This is a genomic window from Maribacter sp. MS6 (assembly GCF_056839185.1).
Genome location: NZ_CM166389.1, coordinates 3,204,024 through 3,222,687 on the forward strand (window position 1 = coordinate 3,204,024; position 18,664 = coordinate 3,222,687).

Here is an 18,664-nt window from a genome sequence, read left to right on the forward strand (position 1 = left end):
AAAAGCCCTTTAAAAAAAGGGCTTTCTTCGTATCTAAAGTATAAGAAATTATTTTGCTTTCTTACCTCTTACTGTTTTGTTCTTGGTTTTGGATTTAGATCCAACTCTAGACATGGCACATCTAAAGCCAATATTGTCGGTAGCCATGTATTGTGGCAAATATCTTCTTTGAGCAGGGTCTAGCCAGTATGCTCTATCGCTCCAAGACCCTCCTTTGTACACTCTTACTTCGTCGTTAATAAGCGAAGTTCTTGTGTTGGATTCATCATATTGTCTGGTAATGTTGCCAACAGAATCTCTATCTATACTATGTTTTGGAGAGTTGTACATTTTACCCTTGGTGCTTCCTTCTTCTTCATCGCTAAATCGATCGTAGAATCTAGAGGAGCCTGCATCACCATCTCGGTAACCAATGTTATCACTGGTTGAGAAGTTGGTTCTTAGATAAGTTTCATCTTCATCAACAGGTACCATTTTTATCTCACCAGGTAGGTTTACCGCTACAAGTTTACCGTTGGGTAAGGTGTCATAAACAATAGAATCTCTAAGAATATTTACCTTTCCATCTTCTCCGATAGCAGTCTTCATATAAATGTTACCTCTATAGTAGTTGAAATCACTTACTTCGTCATCTACAATAGGTCGGTAGACATCGGCAACCCACTCGGCAACGTTTCCGGCCATATCATAAAGACCTAAATCGTTTGGTTTGTAGGACATTACTTCTGCGGTAATATCTGCACCGTCATCGGACCATCCGGCAATACCGCCGTAATCTCCTTTTCCTTGTTTGAAATTAGCCAATTGGTCACCTCTACCAACGCGTTGCCCATTTCTGGTATAGTCGCCGTCCCAAGGATATTTTTTTCTTCCTCTATAGTTATTGTATTCTCTATTGCCTACTTGTGCCTGAGCCGCATATTCCCATTCCGTTTCTGTTGGAAGTCGATATTCGGGCATGATTACCCCGCTACTTCTTTTCGCAAAAGTAGAGGTGCTATCTTTCTTCATTTTTCCTTGTAAGGAATCAATTTGTCCGTTATAAACAGATTCAGGTCTGTTAAGATAAGCTTCGGTACTAAATGTTCCGGCTACTTCACCGCTAGCAGCTTGGTACTTTGCGTCCTTGGAGAGATAGCCTTCACGCTCTAACATCACTTCGTTTACACGGTCTGTTCTCCATTCCGCAAATTGTGTTGCTTGAATCCAGTTCACACCTACAACAGGATATTCTGCATACGCGGGATGCCTTAAGTAGTTATTGGTCATTGTTTCGTTGAACCCTAATCTGTTTCTCCAAACCAAGGTATCTGGCAAAGCACCTTTGTAGATATTGGCATATTTTGGATTTTCCGGCGGATAAACACTTTTGAGGTAATCTAGATATTCCAGATACATCACGTTGGTAACCTCTGTTTCATCCATGTAAAAGGATTGTACGTGCTGTGAGGTGGGCGTGTTGTTCCAATCATGCATTACATCATCTTGGACTTTACCTTTTGTAAAAGTACCACCTTCAACAAATACCAGACCGGGAGCGGTTTCTTGCTCCTTAAAATCTGTATTGTACTGGAATCCACCTTCTTTAGCGTTAATATTCCAACCTGTAGCCCTGGAAACATTCTTGGAAGAAGTGGATTTCGAACAGCTTGTGACTGTTAAACCTCCAGCTATAACAGTGCATGAGAGTACAACTTTGATAAACTTGTTTTTCATAAATCTAGGACTTGAGTTCAATCTTTTTAATCTAAAATTTTGGCGATTCTAATTTCTCAATATATTTTACGCCACTTTCGCTCATTAAAACGGTGTTTTCATCAGAATATTTCATGCCCTTGAAATTATTTTCACAATACCTGTAAATCAAAAGTAAATGCAAGAAACAACATCCGTTCAAGGTCATAACGAGTTTAAAGGGTGTATAGTATACGCATGCTTGTGGTTTTTTGGCTACATGTATAACTTAATAGTAGTGCCACAATCCTTTACCATAATCCAAAATAATTAGGATGTTACACAAGATTTTGTTGAAAAGCCCGTTTTTACCGTAATATGTCGATTAATTTGGAGTAAGATGCGCCAAGGCGTTAATTTTACACTTTTAGAACTAATTTAATTTTAAATGAAAAAGAATTCAATAGTTTTTGTTTGTTTGCTGCTATCCGGTTTCACCATTTGGGCTCAGGAAGATCAACGTGTGATAACAACCGCGGTACCATTTTTAACTATCGCGGCAGATGCAAGAGCTGCAGGTATGGGAGATATGGGTGTGGCTACGTCCACAGATGCGTTCTCGCAGCAGTGGAACCCAGCTAAATTTGCATTTGCGGAGCGCAAGATGGGCATAGGGGTAAGTTATACCCCGTATTTGGAAAGCATCATCACCGATATTTCCTTATTAAACGCCAGTTTTTACAACAAAATTGATGAACAAAGTGCGTTTGCATTGAGTTTACGCTATTTTACGCTAGGGGAAATAGAACTACGACAATTCGCTGGGGACCCTGGAACGTTGGCCAAACCAAACGAATTGGCATTAGATGGTTCGTACTCACTTAAATTAAGTCCAACTTTTTCTATGGCAGTAGCCGGTAGGTATATCCGTTCCAATTTAAGATTACCTCAAAATGGTACGGAAGATTCGCAAGCTGCCAGTTCTTTCGCTGTAGATGTAGCAGGGTATTATCGCTCAAGGGAAATAGCCTACAATAATTTTGATGGCCGTTGGAGGGGTGGTTTCAATATCTCTAACATCGGTGGTAAAATTCAATATGATGAAGGAGGTCAGGAAAACTTTTTACCAAGTAATCTAAGAGCAGGTGTAGGCTTTGATTTTATACTAGATCAGGATAATGTTATTGGTATTACCACGGAATTTAGCAAGCTTTTGGTACCAACACCTCAAGATTTTGATAACGATGGTGATATAGACTCCGATGATAATGAAATATACCAGAACGAAAGTGGGTTGAGCGGAATTTTAAGTTCCTTTGGCGATGCCCCTGATGGTTTTGGTGAGGAGTTACAGGAATTTACTTGGTCTCTTGGAGCTGAGTATACCTACCAGGATGCCTTTATGGTGCGCACAGGTTATTTTAATGAAAATGAGAATAAAGGAGCAAGAAAGTTCTTTACTTTGGGTGCAGGATTCAAGTTTAAGTCGGCCCAAATAGATTTATCTTATCTATTCTCAACCTCTCAGGTCAGGAACCCATTGGAAAATACCTTGCGTTTTGGACTGACATTTAATTTAGGTGAAGAATTTTATAACGATTAAGCATTGCGTTTTCGATAGCATAGTAAATCCCGCTTTATGGCGGGATTTTTTGTTTTCGTAGCAGTATAATGCTATGTTGAAATGTGCGGGAAAGAAAGTACCTTTGGTAGTATAGTGTGTAAAATTGAATTATGGCGAAGCAGAAAAAAATTAGTTTTGATATTACCATTTATGATAGTTTGGATGAGCTGTCACCGAGCGATAAGGCGCTTATGATTGAAGCTGTATTGGCTAGAAAAAACGCTTATGCACCCTACTCTAAGTTTCGGGTAGGAGCTGCGGTAGAAATGGATAATACCGAGGTTGTGATTGGTAGCAATCAAGAAAATGCTTCTTACCCGTCCGGACTCTGTGCGGAGCGCGTAGCAATTTTTCATGCCGGGGCTAAATTTCCTGGGGTAGCCATAAAAACGGTTGCGATTTCTGCGACATCGGATACCTATCAGGTAAGTGTTCCCGCTGCACCATGCGGCAATTGTAGGCAAGCTATTTTTGAATATGAATTCAAACAAAAACAACCGATTAGAATCTTGTTAATGGGCGAGAAAGGGAGCGTTGTCGAGTGTGCTGCTATAGCAGACCTACTGCCATTGGGTTTTAATAGTACATTGTTAGGCTAAATCAATTTCTGGTACCTGGCTACGGAGTTTCCGATTTGCCTCACTTTTAGATACGTTTACGTACCATTTACGTCACCTACTGTTAAGAACTAAGTAAGCTTAAATAGAATGCAGAAGTTTTTCGTGACGATTTTTAGACTCTAAAGCCATGATTCTGCTTTGGGGATAGTTAATTTCAAGCAACTTTTAGACACACCTAGGGTCTTTTTTGTGTCATGATGCAATTTCTGAGTGCTTTTACTTCTATTTTTTTTATGCATTGATTTATATGTGTATTTTTGGTTTCTTTTTGTGGTAGAAATTTGCTCTCGCTTTTTTTGTCCGCTAAATTTGTAATAAATTCATAATAGCAATGGAAAAAATCACCAAAGAAACGTATTTGAAATGGTACGAGGATATGCTTTTCTGGCGTAAGTTCGAGGATAAGCTTGCCGCTGTTTATATCCAACAAAAAGTACGAGGTTTTCTTCACCTTTACAACGGACAGGAAGCGGTTTTAGCGGGCGCCTTACATGCAATGGATTTGTCTAAGGATAGAATGATAACTGCCTACAGAAACCACGTGCAGCCCATAGGGATGGGTGTGGACCCGAAAAAGGTAATGGCCGAGCTTTATGGTAAGGTAACCGGAACCTCTAAGGGCATGGGTGGTTCTATGCATATCTTTTCAAAAGAACATCGATTTCATGGAGGTCATGGAATTGTTGGTGGCCAAATTCCATTAGGAGCTGGTATGGCTTTTGGTGATAAATATAACGGAAGTGATGCCGTTACCTTGTGCTATATGGGCGATGGTGCAGTAAGGCAAGGATCGCTTCACGAGACTTTTAACCTGGCCATGCTATGGCAATTACCGGTTGTCTTTATTTGTGAAAATAATGGGTATGCTATGGGAACGTCTGTGGCTAGAACCTCACACTCCACAGAAATATGGAAATTGGGCTTGGGCTATGAAATGCCTTGTGGTCCTGTAGATGGTATGAATCCTGTTACGGTTGCACAAGAAATGAGTAAAGCGATCGAACGCGCAAGATCCGGAGGCGGACCTACGTTTTTAGAGATGAAAACGTACAGGTATAGAGGGCATTCCATGTCAGATGCGCAGCATTATAGAACAAAGGACGAAGTGGCGGAGTACAAGAAAATAGATCCGATCACCCAAGTATTGGATGTGATCAAGGAGAATAAATACGCGACTGACGAGGAGATTAAAGAAATGGATAAAAGGGTAAAAAAGCTAGTTTCCGAATGTGAGAAGTTTGCCGATGAATCCGATTACCCACCTGTAAATCAATTATACGATATGGTTTACGAGCAAGAAGATTTCCCATTCGTTCAACATAAATTATAAGATACATGGCGATAGTAGTAAATATGCCTCGTTTAAGCGATACCATGGAAGAGGGTACCGTTGCGACCTGGTTGAAAAAAGTAGGGGACAAAGTTGAAGAAGGAGACATTTTAGCGGAAATCGAAACCGATAAAGCTACCATGGAATTCGAGTCTTTTAACGAAGGTGTACTATTGCATATTGGTATCCCTGAGGGCGACACTGCCCCTGTAGATTCTTTATTGGCCATTATAGGTGATGAAGGGGAAGACATTTCCGCGTTGTTGAACGGTGGTGATGCCAGCGTTGAAGTTAAGGAAAAAGAACAGGATGACACGGAGAATGGGGCAGCGGAAACTACCACACCACCTGTGCAGGCAAGTGAGGTCCCAGAAGGTGTAGAGATAGTTAAAATGCCGCGCTTAAGCGATACCATGGAGGAGGGAACTGTGGCCACATGGTTAAAACAAGTAGGTGATAAGGTCGAGGAAGGTGATATTCTAGCTGAAATCGAAACCGATAAAGCTACAATGGAGTTTGAGTCTTTTTATTCTGGTACCTTATTGTATATCGGCATCCAAGAAGGGGAATCTTCCCCAGTTGATGCTGTTTTGGCCGTTATAGGTCCAGAAGGTACGGATGTAGATGCTGTGTTAAATGCCAAACCCACGGGAGACGCATCAAGTAATCCTGAAAAAACAAGTTCGGAATCCAAGGATGAGGAAAAAACTACGGCTAACGCTGAAGAAAGTACGGTGCCAGTTACCGATGGCAAGCGTATTTTTGTATCCCCATTGGCTCGAAAAATGGCCGAGGATAAGGGAATTGATTTAGCTTCTGTAGCTGGATCAGGTGATAATGGTAGAATAGTAAAGAAGGATATAGAGAACTATACGCCTTCCGAGGCTACTGCTCCTGCTGCTACTTCTTCGGTATCTGAAAGTCCCGCACCGGCTGCAATGCCTGTTAATCTTCCCGTAGGTGAAGAAGGTTCGGAAGAGGTAAAGAACTCCAATATGCGTAAGGCAATTGCCAAGGCATTGGGTAATTCTAAATTCTCTGCGCCACATTTCTATTTGACTATTGAAGTGGATATGGATAATGCCATGGCCTCTAGGGTACAGATCAATAGCTTGCCCGATACAAAAATATCCTTCAACGATATGGTGTTGAAGGCATGCGCAATGGCATTGAAAAAACATCCACAAGTAAATACGTCATGGAACGGAGCTACCACGAGATACAACAAACACATCCACATGGGTGTTGCTGTTGCGGTAGATGATGGTTTGGTGGTACCTGTAGTTAAGTTTGCCGATCAATTGGGACTTACACAAATAGGAGCTTCAGTAAAAGAGTTGGCAGGGAAGGCCCGTGCAAAAAAGATAACCCCTTCAGAAATGGAAGGCAGTACCTTCACGGTGTCCAACTTGGGCATGTTCGGAATACAAGAGTTTACATCCATTATTAATCAACCCAATTCCGCCATTCTTTCCGTTGGTGCCATTGTTGAAAAACCAGTGGTTAAAAATGGAGAAATCGTAGTAGGGAATACAATGAAGTTAACTTTGGCTTGTGACCACAGAACTGTAGATGGCGCGGCAGGTGCGGCATTTTTACAGACCTTGAGGTATTTTGTAGAGAACCCAGTAACGATGTTGGCATAGTCTTACGATATATTATAGTATAAAAGCACTCCGAAATGGGGTGCTTTTCTATTTTTACCCTGTCAGTTCGAGTGATTTTTTCTTGGAGTGTAACGGAAAGGGAAAATTGTATCGAGAACCTTTTTGACTCGAGAACCTTTGGTACCCATTAGCTTCTCGATACTAATTTTCTCGTGCCTCGTAAATTCACTCGAAGTGACATTGCGTTTTGATTATAAATTGTCAGTTCGAGTGGTTTGTTCTTGTAATGCAATGTAAAGAAGAAATTGTATCGAGAACCCTTTTACTCGAAAATCTTTTAGAACTTATTATACTACATCAGCGGTCAAATTTCTTTTTCGCAAGATTCGGTAAGCGTTCAAATTCTCCCAGTATAAGCGCTTTCTTTTTTGCTTTGGACCATTTTTTGATTTGTTTCTCGGTTTCTATGGCTTTTTGTGGTTCTGTAAATTCACAATAGAAGACCAGCGATAAGGGTCTACGAAGTGAAGTGTAACTATCTCTGTGTTTTCCTGATTTATGCGATTCGACACGTTTTTCTAAATCGGATGTAATGCCCGTATAGTAGGTGCCATCTGAACATTTTAATATATAGACATAAAAGATTTTCACGCATTTAAAATAGTAATAAATTGTCAGTTCGAGTGGCGTCCTGCAAGAGACGTTGTATCGAGAACCTTTGGTACCCATTAGCTTCTCGATACAAATTCCTCGTACCTCGTAATCCACTCGAAGTGACATTGCGTTTTTTTGTTACTACACTGTCAGTTCGAGTGATTTTTTCTTGGAGTGTAACGGAAAGAGAAAATTGTATCGAGAACCCGTTTGACTCGAGAACCTTTGGTACCCATTAGCTTCTCGATACTAATTTTCTCGTGCCTCGCAAATTCACTCGAAGTGACATTGCGTTTTGATAATATCTTGTCAGTTCGAGTGATTTTTTTTGGAGTGTAACGGAAAGAGAAAATTGTATCGAGAACCCGTTTGACTCGAGAACCTTTTGTTTGTTCACAGTAAATTCGTAAAAACGCCAAACCTTCACTTTATTTAACGGCTTCAAGCAATGCCTTTTTTCTATCTTTACGCTTGTAAAAATTTCAAAAGATGAAGCACCTCTGTTTTCTTTTCTTGTTACTACTATTCGTTTCTTGCGGTACCGGTAAGGTGAGCGAGACACAGGTTCCCGAAACCGTATCGGGTCCTGATGGACTAAAAGCAGAAGTTGTTTCCATAGAAGAAAATGTAGCTGATAAAGCCATAGCAACTACCAATGTCATGGCCAGCATCATTGAACATACCACTGTGCAAGATGTGGCAACGTCAATGGATTTTTTAGCCTCCGATGCCTTACAGGGTCGGGATTCGGGCAGTGAGGGAATCAATGCCGCGGCCGATTTTATAGCAGCGCGATTTGTGTCCAATGGTATTGCCCCGTATTTTGAAACCTATAGGGATACCTTAGGTAACTTTGATCAAACTACCTACAACGTAGTGGGGGTTTTGGAAGGTACCGACCCCAAATTAAAGAACGAGTTTATTGTAGTAGGGGCCCACTACGATCATATAGGAATTTTAACTCCGGAAAATGGCGATGCCATTGCCAACGGTGCAAATGACAATGCTTCAGGAACAACCACGGTTATGGAGCTGGCCAAATATTTTGGAAAGGAAAAGACCAATAAGCGTAGCATTATTTTCGCGCTGTTCAGTGCCGAGGAAAAAGGGCTTTTGGGTTCAAAACACCTAGCGGAAAAATTAAAAGCAGATGACCTGGAACTTTATGTGATGCTGAATTTTGAGATGGTAGGGGTTCCTATGGTGGATAAGGACCATTTGGTCTATGCAACGGGTTATGAACTTTCCAATGTAGCGGAGGTGAGTAATGCCTATGCCAAGGAAAAGGTAGTCGGTTTTTTACCCAAAGCGAAGGAGTTTAACCTATTTAAACGGTCCGATAATTATGCTTTTCACACCGCATTTAATATACCGTCACATACCTACAGTACGTTTGACTTCACCAATTTTGACCATTATCATAAGGTAGGTGATGAAAATGAGGAAATGGATTACGAGCACATGGCAGTCGTCATCAATAAAATGATACCAGTGGTGGAAGGCATAGCAAACGCTCCCGTAAAAGAAATAACATATAAGTAATGGCAAAGGTAATTATTACAGGTTCGAGTAGGGGAATTGGGTTCGAAATGGCAAAACTCTTTGCGGATGCCGGTCATAACGTATTGGCCTTATCCAGGAACGCGACGCCGATTACCGAGCTGAACCATGAGAATATCCAGTCTTTTCCCTTTGATTTGGCAAAGACAAGCGATTTAGAAAAATTGGAGCGTTTTTTAAAAACGGAATGGAAACATGTGGACATCCTTATCAATAACGCAGGAAAATTGGTAAACAAACCTTTTCTGGAGACCTCCATGGAAGAATTTAAGGCAGTGTATGAGGTCAATGTTTTTGGTGTTGCAGCAGTGACGAAAGCAGTGGTGCCGTTTATGAACAAAGAGGGCCATGTCGTGACCGTAAGTTCTATGGGCGGGGTACAGGGCAGTGCCAAGTTCCCCGGTTTATCGGCCTATAGCTCTAGTAAAGGCGCCGTAATTACCATGACGGAGCTTTGGGCGGAAGAGTTCAAGGAAACCGGACCCTCGTTTAATGTATTGGCCTTAGGGGCCGTTCAGACTGAAATGTTGGCTGAAGCATTTCCAGGGTATCAAGCGCCGGTTACCGCAACACAGATGGCAGACTATATCATGAATTTTTCGTTAACAGGGCAGGAATTCTTTAACGGTAAGGTATTACAGGTGAGTAGCAGTACCCCCTAAAAGAGGTAGTAGTACTGTACAAGCAAATACAAGGGTAAGGCTGTGTCATGTCTTTATAGTATGTCTGTCTTTCCTTTGTTTTGATACCATAAAAGTGTACCTCGCCACGTATGATATATGAATCACTACTCCTGATTCCATAATAGACAGTTATGCAAAACATGAAAAAGATATTTTTTGTTAGTATTTTTTATCATTTTAGACATCAGATTACCGTTCATCGAATTTATGCTATGATTTGCTAATAATCAGTCCTAGAATTCCTTTTGTATTGTAGGAAATAGTAGTTTTGTCCTTGAACACTAAGATTGTTATTACCTAGAAAATGAACCCAAAATATAAAACTGTTACAGAGCGGTGTATAGTGTAAACACCTGTGTAACGGTTTGTCTTTAACTCCTTCCCCCGGAGATGAACTAAAACGAAATACGAGGGCCGTAAGGCTTATTTCTTTTAGTTTGGTTTTGTTGCTTGGCACTTGGTGTATCAGTTATAAAATTAGTCCCAACCAATGACCACGATGACACTGTTTTTTACAAATCCCTACGTGCTGGCTTTTATGGCCCTTGCAGTCGCGTATGTGATTTCTATTCGTATCTATCCTACCATCATTCATCTCAGTCATACCAAAGACTTAATGGATGAGCCGTGCGAGCGTAGCATGCACGCCAATAAAACGCCTACCTTGGGCGGTGTGGGTCTTTTCTTTACGTTTGCATTGGGCATGGTGCTTACCGGTGTTTTTGCGCCCCTTCCACCACAAGATGTTATCAATGTCTTGGCACTTTTGGGCGCTACTACGCTATTGTTATTTTTAGGAGTAAAGGACGACTTGGTATTGGTCTCCCCAAAAAAGAAATTTAGCGGCCAATTGGTCGCAACCGCTTTGGTGGTGCTTGCCTCCGATATTCGAATTTTGAGCATGGAGGGTATTTTCGGACTCTGGGAACTGCCGTATTGGGTTTCCGTGGTCTTTACCATTTTCGTTTTCTTATTGATCGTCAACGCGTTTAACCTTATCGACGGGATCGATGGTCTGGCCGGGGGTCTCGCCATTCTTTCCGCTGCCGTATATGGGATATTCTTTCTTAGTAACGGCCAACAGTATTTGGGGATGGCCAGTGTAATTTTAATAGGCGCGCTCATCGGCTTTCTACAACACAACCTTTCGGCAACCCAAAAATTATTTATGGGGGACTCCGGTTCATTGTTTACGGGCTTTTTGTTGGCCTACCTTACCGTTGCTTTTTTAAATAAAAGCGCCCATGGAGAGACCTTGGCGTTCCCTATTGCCAACGCGCCCATTTTGGCTATTGCAGTACTATCCTATCCGATGCTCGATACCCTACGTGTATTTTCCATTCGCATACGGGCAGGCAGAAGTCCCTTCAGTGCAGATAAGAACCACATTCACCATCGCTTTTTACGTCTCGGTTTTAGTCACAGGAAATCAAGTACCAGTATTGTCCTGTTAAATTTGGCGGTGATAGCCGTTGCCTTGGCCCTACAGTTTTTGAATATACATATAGCCCTTTTGGCCTGCTTGGTTATTGGGGTATCCTTGTATTTAGCACCTTTTTATGTGAAGTTCAAAAAAGGTGTTCAGCGCCTAGATCAGGTGCTACGCGAAGAACATGGAAATATCGTGCGTAAACCTGAAAGTAAAACAAGACTAGAAGTGCAGCCTCAGGTGTATGATGAGGAGATTGCTAGGCTAACAAAAGCACAACAAGAAGCGGTTCGTAGTACCAAACAAGAGAAGTTTTTCGTAAAGCGGTTGAGTGGTTTTAAAAAATTTAGCAAGGGAGCGGAAGGGAAGCAGTTTGAAAATAAAATGTAAGCGCTAAAGAATGTAATGATTATTATTGAAAATCATATAGCATTTATAAAGTTGGAATAGTTTGTACAATCATATTTGTATAAATTAGGAATTCAAACTCTAGGTGTTCAATTTTAATTCCTATATATATAGTCGACCAAATAAAGAACGGAATAATTATAGGAACAAAGTTAGGTATGTATAATATTATAGACCTTGAAAGAAAGAAAATGAAGCGTATGACTAAAGTTGCATTTATTACTGGGGTTACCGGACAGGATGGTGCTTATTTGAGTGAGTTTTTATTAGAAAAAGGATATACTGTACATGGCTTAAAGCGAAGGTCTTCGCTATTTAATACAGAGCGGGTAGATCATTTGTACCAAGACCCACATGAGGAAGGACGTCGTTTTATTTTGCATTATGGGGATATGACCGATAGTACCAATCTTATACGATTAATTCAAGAAATTCAGCCCGACGAAATTTATAACCTAGCCGCGATGAGCCATGTGCATGTGTCCTTCGAAATCCCCGAATATACTGGTAATGCGGATGGACTTGGAACCTTACGTTTATTGGATGCTGTTCGCTTATTAGGTCTTGAAAAGAAAACGAAAATATACCAAGCTTCCACATCTGAACTTTATGGTAAAGTTCAGGAGGTACCCCAAACGGAAAAAACACCTTTTTATCCCAGAAGCCCTTATGGTGTAGCAAAAATGTATGCCTATTGGATTACCGTAAATTACCGTGAAGCTTATGGCATGTTTGCTTGTAATGGCATCCTTTTTAATCATGAATCGCCTTTGCGCGGAGAAACCTTTGTCTCCCGTAAGATAACTCGCGCTGTTTCGAGAATTGTATTGGGTTTACAGGATAAATTCTATTTAGGGAACTTAGATGCACAACGTGACTGGGGCCATGCCAAAGACTATGTGCGAGTAATGTGGATGATACTGCAAGCAGAACAACCAGAAGATTGGGTCATCGCTACTGGTAAGACCACCAAGGTTCGTGACTTTGTACGAATGGCTTTTGCTGAGGTAGGAGTGGTTTTAGAGTTTAAGGGTAGTGGAAGTAATGAAAAAGGTTATGTGTTAGCATGTCATCATGAAGAATATCAGCTTCCTTTGGGCAAGGAGGTGCTAAGTATAGATCCGGATTATTTTAGACCTACAGAGGTAGACCTGTTAATCGGTGATGCTACGAAGGCCAAACAAAAATTGGGTTGGGAAGCTGAATGCGACGTGGCTTCATTGGTAAAGGAAATGATGGAGAGTGATATAAAATTGATGGAAAAGGATCGTCATTTGAAAAATGGTGGTTTCAGTACCTTAAACTATTATGAATAGGAATAGTAAAATATATATCGCAGGGCATCGAGGGATGGTGGGCTCTGCCGTATGGCGGGCACTAGAAAAACTAGGGTATACCAATCTTATTGGAAAGACCAGTACCGAACTCGATTTACGAAATCAAGAAGCTGTTGCTCATTTCTTTAAAAAAGAACAACCAGAAGTAGTCGTAGATGCAGCGGCTCTGGTTGGTGGTATCTTGGCCAATCAAAAGGATCAGTATGGTTTCTTGATGGAAAACATGCAAATACAGAACAACCTTATTCAGCAGTCCGTTGCTGCCCAAGTGGAGAAATTTATTTTTTTGGGGAGTTCCTGTATTTATCCCAAACTGGCACCACAACCCTTAAAGGAAGACTATTTGCTTACAGGACCTTTGGAACCTACCAACGAAGGCTATGCGATAGCGAAGATATCCGGGGTAAAATTATGCCAATCATTGCGGGAACAAAAAGGAAGATACTTTGTAAGCTTGATGCCTACCAATTTGTACGGTCCCAATGATAATTTTGATTTAGAGAGCTCCCATGTGATGCCGGCCATGATGCGGAAGTTTCATGAGGCCAAGGAAAATGGTCATGCGCCTGTTACCCTTTGGGGAAGCGGCACCCCCATGCGCGAATTTTTGCATGTAGATGATTTGGCCAAGGCCGTTGTTTTTGCCTTGGAACAAGAACTGCCAGGACATTTGTATAATGTAGGCACAGGAGTTGATTTAAGTATTAATGACTTAGCACTGCTGATTCAAAAAACCACAGGACATACAGGAGAAATTATTTGGGATAGTGATAAACCAGATGGTACCCCCCGTAAGTTGATGGATGTGTCCAAACTAAAGGAAATGGCTTGGGAGGCTACAATTTCTTTAGAGGATGGTATCATAAAAACGTATGATTGGTTTAGGGGGAATTTTAACTAGAGTAATGAATTAAAGGAAAATAACCATAAGACAATAACTTTTGCTCATATCAACCATTACTAATTTTTTAAAAAATAAGAATCGGAACTATGTAATTGTTACACAGGTTATAAATGCAGTTATTGCATTAGTAACTGGCAAATTGATAGCGATTTATATTAGTCCAGCAGATTTTGGAACTTATAACATCCAATTTGCGACATATACTCTTTTTTTAACTTTACTGATAACGCCATTTATACACTTTATAAAAACATCAAATCGAACATTACTCCCTAAAATTGGCAGTAAACTTTTTTTTTACACCATTGGTATTTTATCTATACTGGCAGTTTTCGCACTTATCGCTTTTCTTTATTTTTATTACGGATTTTTTGATCGTTTACTTTTTCTAATTTTTCTTTTCTTTATTCCTTCTGTAATAATAAACAGTGTCCTTGCCGATTTTTTAAATATTCAAGATAAAATAATTGACTTCTCTAAATTAAGCATACTTAAAGCTGGTGGCGGTCTTGTTTTCATTGCACTATTTTTTTTCTTAGGCTTTACTTTTATTGACGATGTACAGGTTTTGTGGCTTATGCAGTTAATTGGGGCATTCCTTGGAATAATTTTTTTTGCTTCTAAATACAGAATTTATAAGACTAAGTTTAGTATAGCCTATAAAACCTTTTTAAAAAAATATATTCGTTTTGCGGCACCTTTGATGTTTTTGGCATTATGGTCTTGGATCAATAATTATTTTGATAGATATGCCATTGAATATTTTTTATCCTTGGATGAGGTAGGTATCTATAATGCCAGTTATGGTGTTGGTTCAAAATTCTTTTTATTGTTGAGTCCTATATTTATGGTATTACTGACGCCTACCGTTTTTAGCCCAATAAAAAGAGCTGAGAAAAAAAGTGCCATTCAAAGTTACGGATTGTACTATTTTATTGTAGCAATCCCTGTTTTATTGATAATCTATTTTTTAAAAGATTTTCTTGGTTACCTTTTATTGTCTGAAAGCTATAATGAAGGTTTTTATTTAATATTTTGGATTGCTGTTGCATTTTTTACGATAACATTCGCCCAATTGTATGAATTATACTTTTATTCAGAACTGAAAACAAAAGTCATTTTGTACGGTAATGTATTAGCAGCGGTGCTCAATATAATTTTAAATATCGTTTTAATACCGAAATATGGCATCCTTGGTGCTGCCTTGGCTACAGGTATCGGCTTTATTGCTCATTTTGGAGTTGTATATTATAATTTCAGAAAAACATAAAAAATAGAACTCCTATATCTAAAGGTTTAGGTTTGATATTTTTTTGATTTGAAAAATTCTTTATATCATAGGCAAGTAATGAATAAAATGAGGTGATGGATATAAAAATGTTTATTCTAATTATATTTTCTATAATTGGCATTAGGTTAGTTTATAAGAAAGGAGGAAAAGTCAATGTATTAGACGTATTATTAATAAGTAGTGTTTTGTTTTTTGGTTTTTACCCCATAATTGATGTTCTTAAACAAAACTACTTGGCTCCAACTGGTGTATTTCTCATAACAATAGCCTACATCGTTTTAACACTTACTTTTTTATTAATTGCATTTAATTTATTAGTACGTGCTAAACAAAAAAACATATTAAGATTTGCAACGTATATTCAAAAAGTACTTTTAATTCCCCAAAAAATTGTTATTGTTTTATTTCTTTTCGCATCTGGGATAATAATATATTTTTTTTTAAAATATGGTTTAGTTTTTAGAGTAATCAATGAAGACTTAGCTATCGTAAATACCTACAAACAAATAGTACTTTCGATTGTTTTTCCGTTGTTTAGTTTGGTAACTATTAGTTCTATTTCCAAAATTTTACTAGTCAAAAAAAATACAAATTTCTTTAACTATTTATTCCTCACTTTGATAACTGGTTATTGGTTATTTTATGGCAGAAGGGAGTTGGTTTTTCACGTTTTGATAATGGGGTTAGTTTGGTTCGTGACTACTAATGGGGTGATTAGTCGTAAGATTATTATTAATGGTTTGCTTGGCATAGGTCTAATTATTATTGGGAGTAATATTTATCAAAATTTACGATCGGATTTAATGACATATAGTGTCAGTAAGGAAATTAATACAACAAAATCGGTTTGGGAAATGGCTTTTGATTTTAAAAGTAGTGATCAGAATTTTGATGAACGCTCTTCTGCCTTGCCTTTACTAAGTAAAATAATAGATGAAATAAGTTTAAACGAGGACTTGAGTTCAGGCGAATTGTTTTTCACCAGCTTAAGTAATGTCACGCCAAGTGTATTACTTACTAACAAAACTTTTATTGACGAGGATTTCATTATAGCAAGGCAATTGCGGATCCCATATACAGATTTTAATACTACACTTTTTTCTGGTTTTTATATTGATTTCGGATTTTTTAGTGTTTTTCTGTTACCCCTTTTTTTATTTACGTATTACGTTTTTGTGTCTGCAGTATTAGTTTATTTGAAGAATTCAAGCATCATTTTTATTTTGGTTTATTCAGAGGCTTTAAATGTATCCTTAAATATGGAGGCTGGTATTTCAAGTGTTTTGGCGTCAGTTAGGATTATACTGATTTTGGTTTTTTTGTATTTTTTACTTAATAAAATAGTTAAATTATTTTTTAAAATAGAATTATAGAGAATGATTCAGGTTGCATTATTGTATAGAATGAAAGCAGATGGCAGGAATAGCATTGAAGGAGTATTTAAACCATTGGATAAATTACCTCATATCCATAGACTGGAACTACCATATGATTTAAATTCCGTAAAAAATATTATAAAACTGATAAAGTTTGCTTTAAATATAAATGAAAAGAATATTCATATTACTGGAGATATCTACTATATGGCTATTTTTTTATTTTGGAAGCGTCTTGTAATAACGGTTCATGATTGTAATCACTATGAGGCATTGACAGGTATTAGGAAATTATTGATGGGATTTATTTGGTATACTCTGCCTTTAAGGATTGCTAAGAAAATTACGGTTATATCCCCGTTTGCCAAACAACAATTATGCGATAATTTTAACTTTAATCATAAGAAAATTGTGGTTATACCAAATAGTTTTCATCCCGTTGAAATTAATCTAGATTCTGAAAAACAAGATATATTTACAATATTATCCGTTGGATCTCACCTGACTAAGAATCGCAAAAGATTAATTGAAGCAGTAAAGGGAATATCTAATGTGAAATTGTGCCTAATTGGAAAATTATCTTTAGAGTTGACGAAGGACTTAGAGAATTATAATATAATATATGAGAACGATTATTTTATAAGTCGTTCTAAATTGGAAATGTATTATAGTAGAGCACATGTCCTTTTTTTTGGATCTTTAAAGGAAGGTTTTGGATTGCCCATATTAGAGGCACAATCTTGTGGACTTCCTGTAATCACATCTAATACTACATCCATGCCTTTTGTAGCGGGGAAAGGGGCTTGTATCGTAGATCCTTATGATGTTTGTGCAATAAAAAATGGAATTTTGAAGATTAAGGAAGATGAATTTTATCGAAACGAATTAATAAAACAGGGATTTTTAAATATTCAAAGATTTTGTGTAAAAGATTTCGTGGAAGCCTACCAGCAGGTACATGCCAAAATTTTTATAAACTAGACTAATGAAGATAACCCATGTAATTTCCTCTATTGATATTTCCAGTGGTGGGCCATCGCGCAGCGTATTTCATATTTTAGATGCTTTGGGTAACAAGAAACCTACATGGAATTTTAATTTACATACTATTAACAGTTTAAATGCTATAGTTAGAGAATTCAAGCTACCTAATGTTAGATTAATGTTTTATTCAAGTAGTATTTTGGGACAATTAAAAGGTTTGGAAAAAGAATTGATTGGTTCGCATACTAATATTTTTCATGGCCAAGGATTATGGGAAATGCCTGTACATCAGATGGCAAAAACAGCTCGCAAATTAAATATACCATATATCATTACACCTAGAGGAACATTAGATCCAATGTCACTTCAACAGAGTAAGATAAAAAAATGTTTAGCGTTGAAATTATATCAAATTAGGGATTTAAAATCTGCTTCATGCATTCATGCAACTGCCTATATGGAAGCGAATCATATTCGTGCTTTTGGCCTTACGAATCCAATCGCAATTATTCCAAATGGTATACCTGTGAAGGATTTCAAAACTAAAAACTTTGATTATATCCCAAAATCAAAAAAAATACTTTTCCTATCCCGAATACATCCCCAAAAAAGAATAGAAAACTTAATAACTGTATGGGGTCAATTAGCTGCAAATTACAAAGAGAATTGGAGTATAGATATTATTGGAAACGGAGAGGAGGGATACATAAAAAAATTACAAGATTTAATTAATTTAAAGGGTCTTTCTAAAAGTATAAAGTTAAAAGGACCATTGTACGGTAACGAGAAAATGCGTGCTTATCAGAATGCCCAACTTTTTGTCCTGCCGTCTTATAGTGAGAATTTTGGGATTGTAATTGGCGAAGCTTTGGCTTGCGGCACACCAGTAATTTCCACGAAGGGTACTCCTTGGAAAGATTTACAAACTTTTGAATGTGGTTGGTGGATTAATATTGGTATTGAACCATTGAAAGCAGCTCTAAAAGAAGCTTTACAAATGTCTACTGGGCAATTGGCACATATGGGTAAGAATGGCCGTAAATTAGTTGAGCAAAAATACAGCATAAAAGCTGTTGCCAATCAGATGTATGAGTTATACGAGTGGATAGAAACAAAAGGAAAAACACCTACGTTTATAAAATTGGATTAAAATTAAAATGCTAGTGCTCACTCCATTTAAAAT

General features: G+C 38.3%; 15 protein-coding genes. 13 read left to right on the forward strand and 2 right to left on the reverse strand.

Annotation, left to right across the window (positions count from 1 at the left end):
* Positions 1-48: 48 nt before the first annotated feature.
* Entirely contained in the window at positions 49-1,716 is a 1,668-nt protein-coding gene (gene gldJ / locus MS6x_RS14040; protein ID WP_482603094.1) for a gliding motility lipoprotein GldJ, read from the reverse strand.
* 406 nt (positions 1,717-2,122) lie between these two features.
* Between gldJ and porV the strand changes: the two genes are divergently transcribed.
* From porV to MS6x_RS14060, 4 genes are all read left to right on the forward strand, one after another.
* Positions 2,123-3,277 (forward strand): type IX secretion system outer membrane channel protein PorV, encoded by a 1,155-nt coding sequence (porV, locus tag MS6x_RS14045; RefSeq protein ID WP_482603095.1) that lies wholly within the window; start codon positions 2,123-2,125, stop codon positions 3,275-3,277.
* A 131-nt stretch (positions 3,278-3,408) separates the two neighbouring features.
* Complete coding sequence (gene cdd, locus MS6x_RS14050; protein WP_482603096.1) at positions 3,409-3,897, forward strand: cytidine deaminase; 489 nt, start codon at positions 3,409-3,411, stop codon at positions 3,895-3,897.
* A gap of 352 nt (positions 3,898-4,249) precedes the next feature.
* On the forward strand, positions 4,250-5,248 hold the full coding sequence (gene pdhA / locus MS6x_RS14055) for a pyruvate dehydrogenase (acetyl-transferring) E1 component subunit alpha (protein ID WP_482603097.1): 999 nt from the start codon (positions 4,250-4,252) through the stop codon (positions 5,246-5,248).
* Between the two features lie 5 nt (positions 5,249-5,253).
* Positions 5,254-6,894, forward strand: a complete 1,641-nt coding sequence (locus tag MS6x_RS14060) for a dihydrolipoamide acetyltransferase family protein (RefSeq protein ID WP_482603098.1) — start codon at positions 5,254-5,256, stop codon at positions 6,892-6,894.
* Positions 6,895-7,212: 318 nt separating this feature from the next.
* Here the strand turns inward: MS6x_RS14060 and MS6x_RS14065 are convergent, their stop codons facing one another.
* A complete protein-coding gene (locus MS6x_RS14065; RefSeq protein WP_482603099.1) occupies positions 7,213-7,506 on the reverse strand; it encodes a GIY-YIG nuclease family protein in 294 nt (97 codons plus the stop codon).
* Positions 7,507-7,998: 492 nt separating this feature from the next.
* On the opposite strand from MS6x_RS14065, the gene MS6x_RS14070 reads away from it, so the two are divergent.
* The 9 genes from MS6x_RS14070 to MS6x_RS14110 all read left to right on the forward strand — a co-directional run bounded on the left by MS6x_RS14070 (position 7,999) and on the right by MS6x_RS14110 (position 18,631).
* Entirely contained in the window at positions 7,999-9,051 is a 1,053-nt protein-coding gene (locus MS6x_RS14070; protein ID WP_482603100.1) for a M28 family metallopeptidase, read from the forward strand.
* A complete protein-coding gene (locus tag MS6x_RS14075) occupies positions 9,051-9,731 on the forward strand; it encodes an SDR family NAD(P)-dependent oxidoreductase (RefSeq protein WP_482603101.1) in 681 nt (226 codons plus the stop codon). The genes MS6x_RS14070 and MS6x_RS14075 overlap by 1 nt, the downstream gene beginning before the upstream one ends.
* 511 nt (positions 9,732-10,242) lie before the next feature.
* Positions 10,243-11,571 carry an MraY family glycosyltransferase gene (locus MS6x_RS14080; protein WP_482603102.1) on the forward strand — a complete coding sequence of 443 codons (1,329 nt, stop codon included), beginning with the start codon at positions 10,243-10,245 and terminating at the stop codon, positions 11,569-11,571.
* Positions 11,572-11,789: 218 nt separating this feature from the next.
* Positions 11,790-12,905 carry a GDP-mannose 4,6-dehydratase gene (gene gmd, locus MS6x_RS14085; protein ID WP_482603103.1) on the forward strand — a complete coding sequence of 372 codons (1,116 nt, stop codon included), beginning with the start codon at positions 11,790-11,792 and terminating at the stop codon, positions 12,903-12,905.
* A complete protein-coding gene (locus tag MS6x_RS14090; protein WP_482603104.1) occupies positions 12,898-13,827 on the forward strand; it encodes a GDP-L-fucose synthase family protein in 930 nt (309 codons plus the stop codon). Before gmd ends, MS6x_RS14090 begins: the two co-directional genes overlap by 8 nt.
* 40 nt (positions 13,828-13,867) lie before the next feature.
* Positions 13,868-15,100 carry an oligosaccharide flippase family protein gene (locus tag MS6x_RS14095; protein WP_482603105.1) on the forward strand — a complete coding sequence of 411 codons (1,233 nt, stop codon included), beginning with the start codon at positions 13,868-13,870 and terminating at the stop codon, positions 15,098-15,100.
* Between the two features lie 95 nt (positions 15,101-15,195).
* A complete protein-coding gene (locus MS6x_RS14100) occupies positions 15,196-16,494 on the forward strand; it encodes a hypothetical protein (RefSeq protein ID WP_482603106.1) in 1,299 nt (432 codons plus the stop codon).
* Between the two features lie 3 nt (positions 16,495-16,497).
* Entirely contained in the window at positions 16,498-17,478 is a 981-nt protein-coding gene (locus tag MS6x_RS14105; RefSeq protein ID WP_482603107.1) for a glycosyltransferase, read from the forward strand.
* Positions 17,479-17,482: 4 nt separating this feature from the next.
* A complete protein-coding gene (locus MS6x_RS14110) occupies positions 17,483-18,631 on the forward strand; it encodes a glycosyltransferase (protein ID WP_482603108.1) in 1,149 nt (382 codons plus the stop codon).
* Positions 18,632-18,664: the final 33 nt, after the last annotated feature.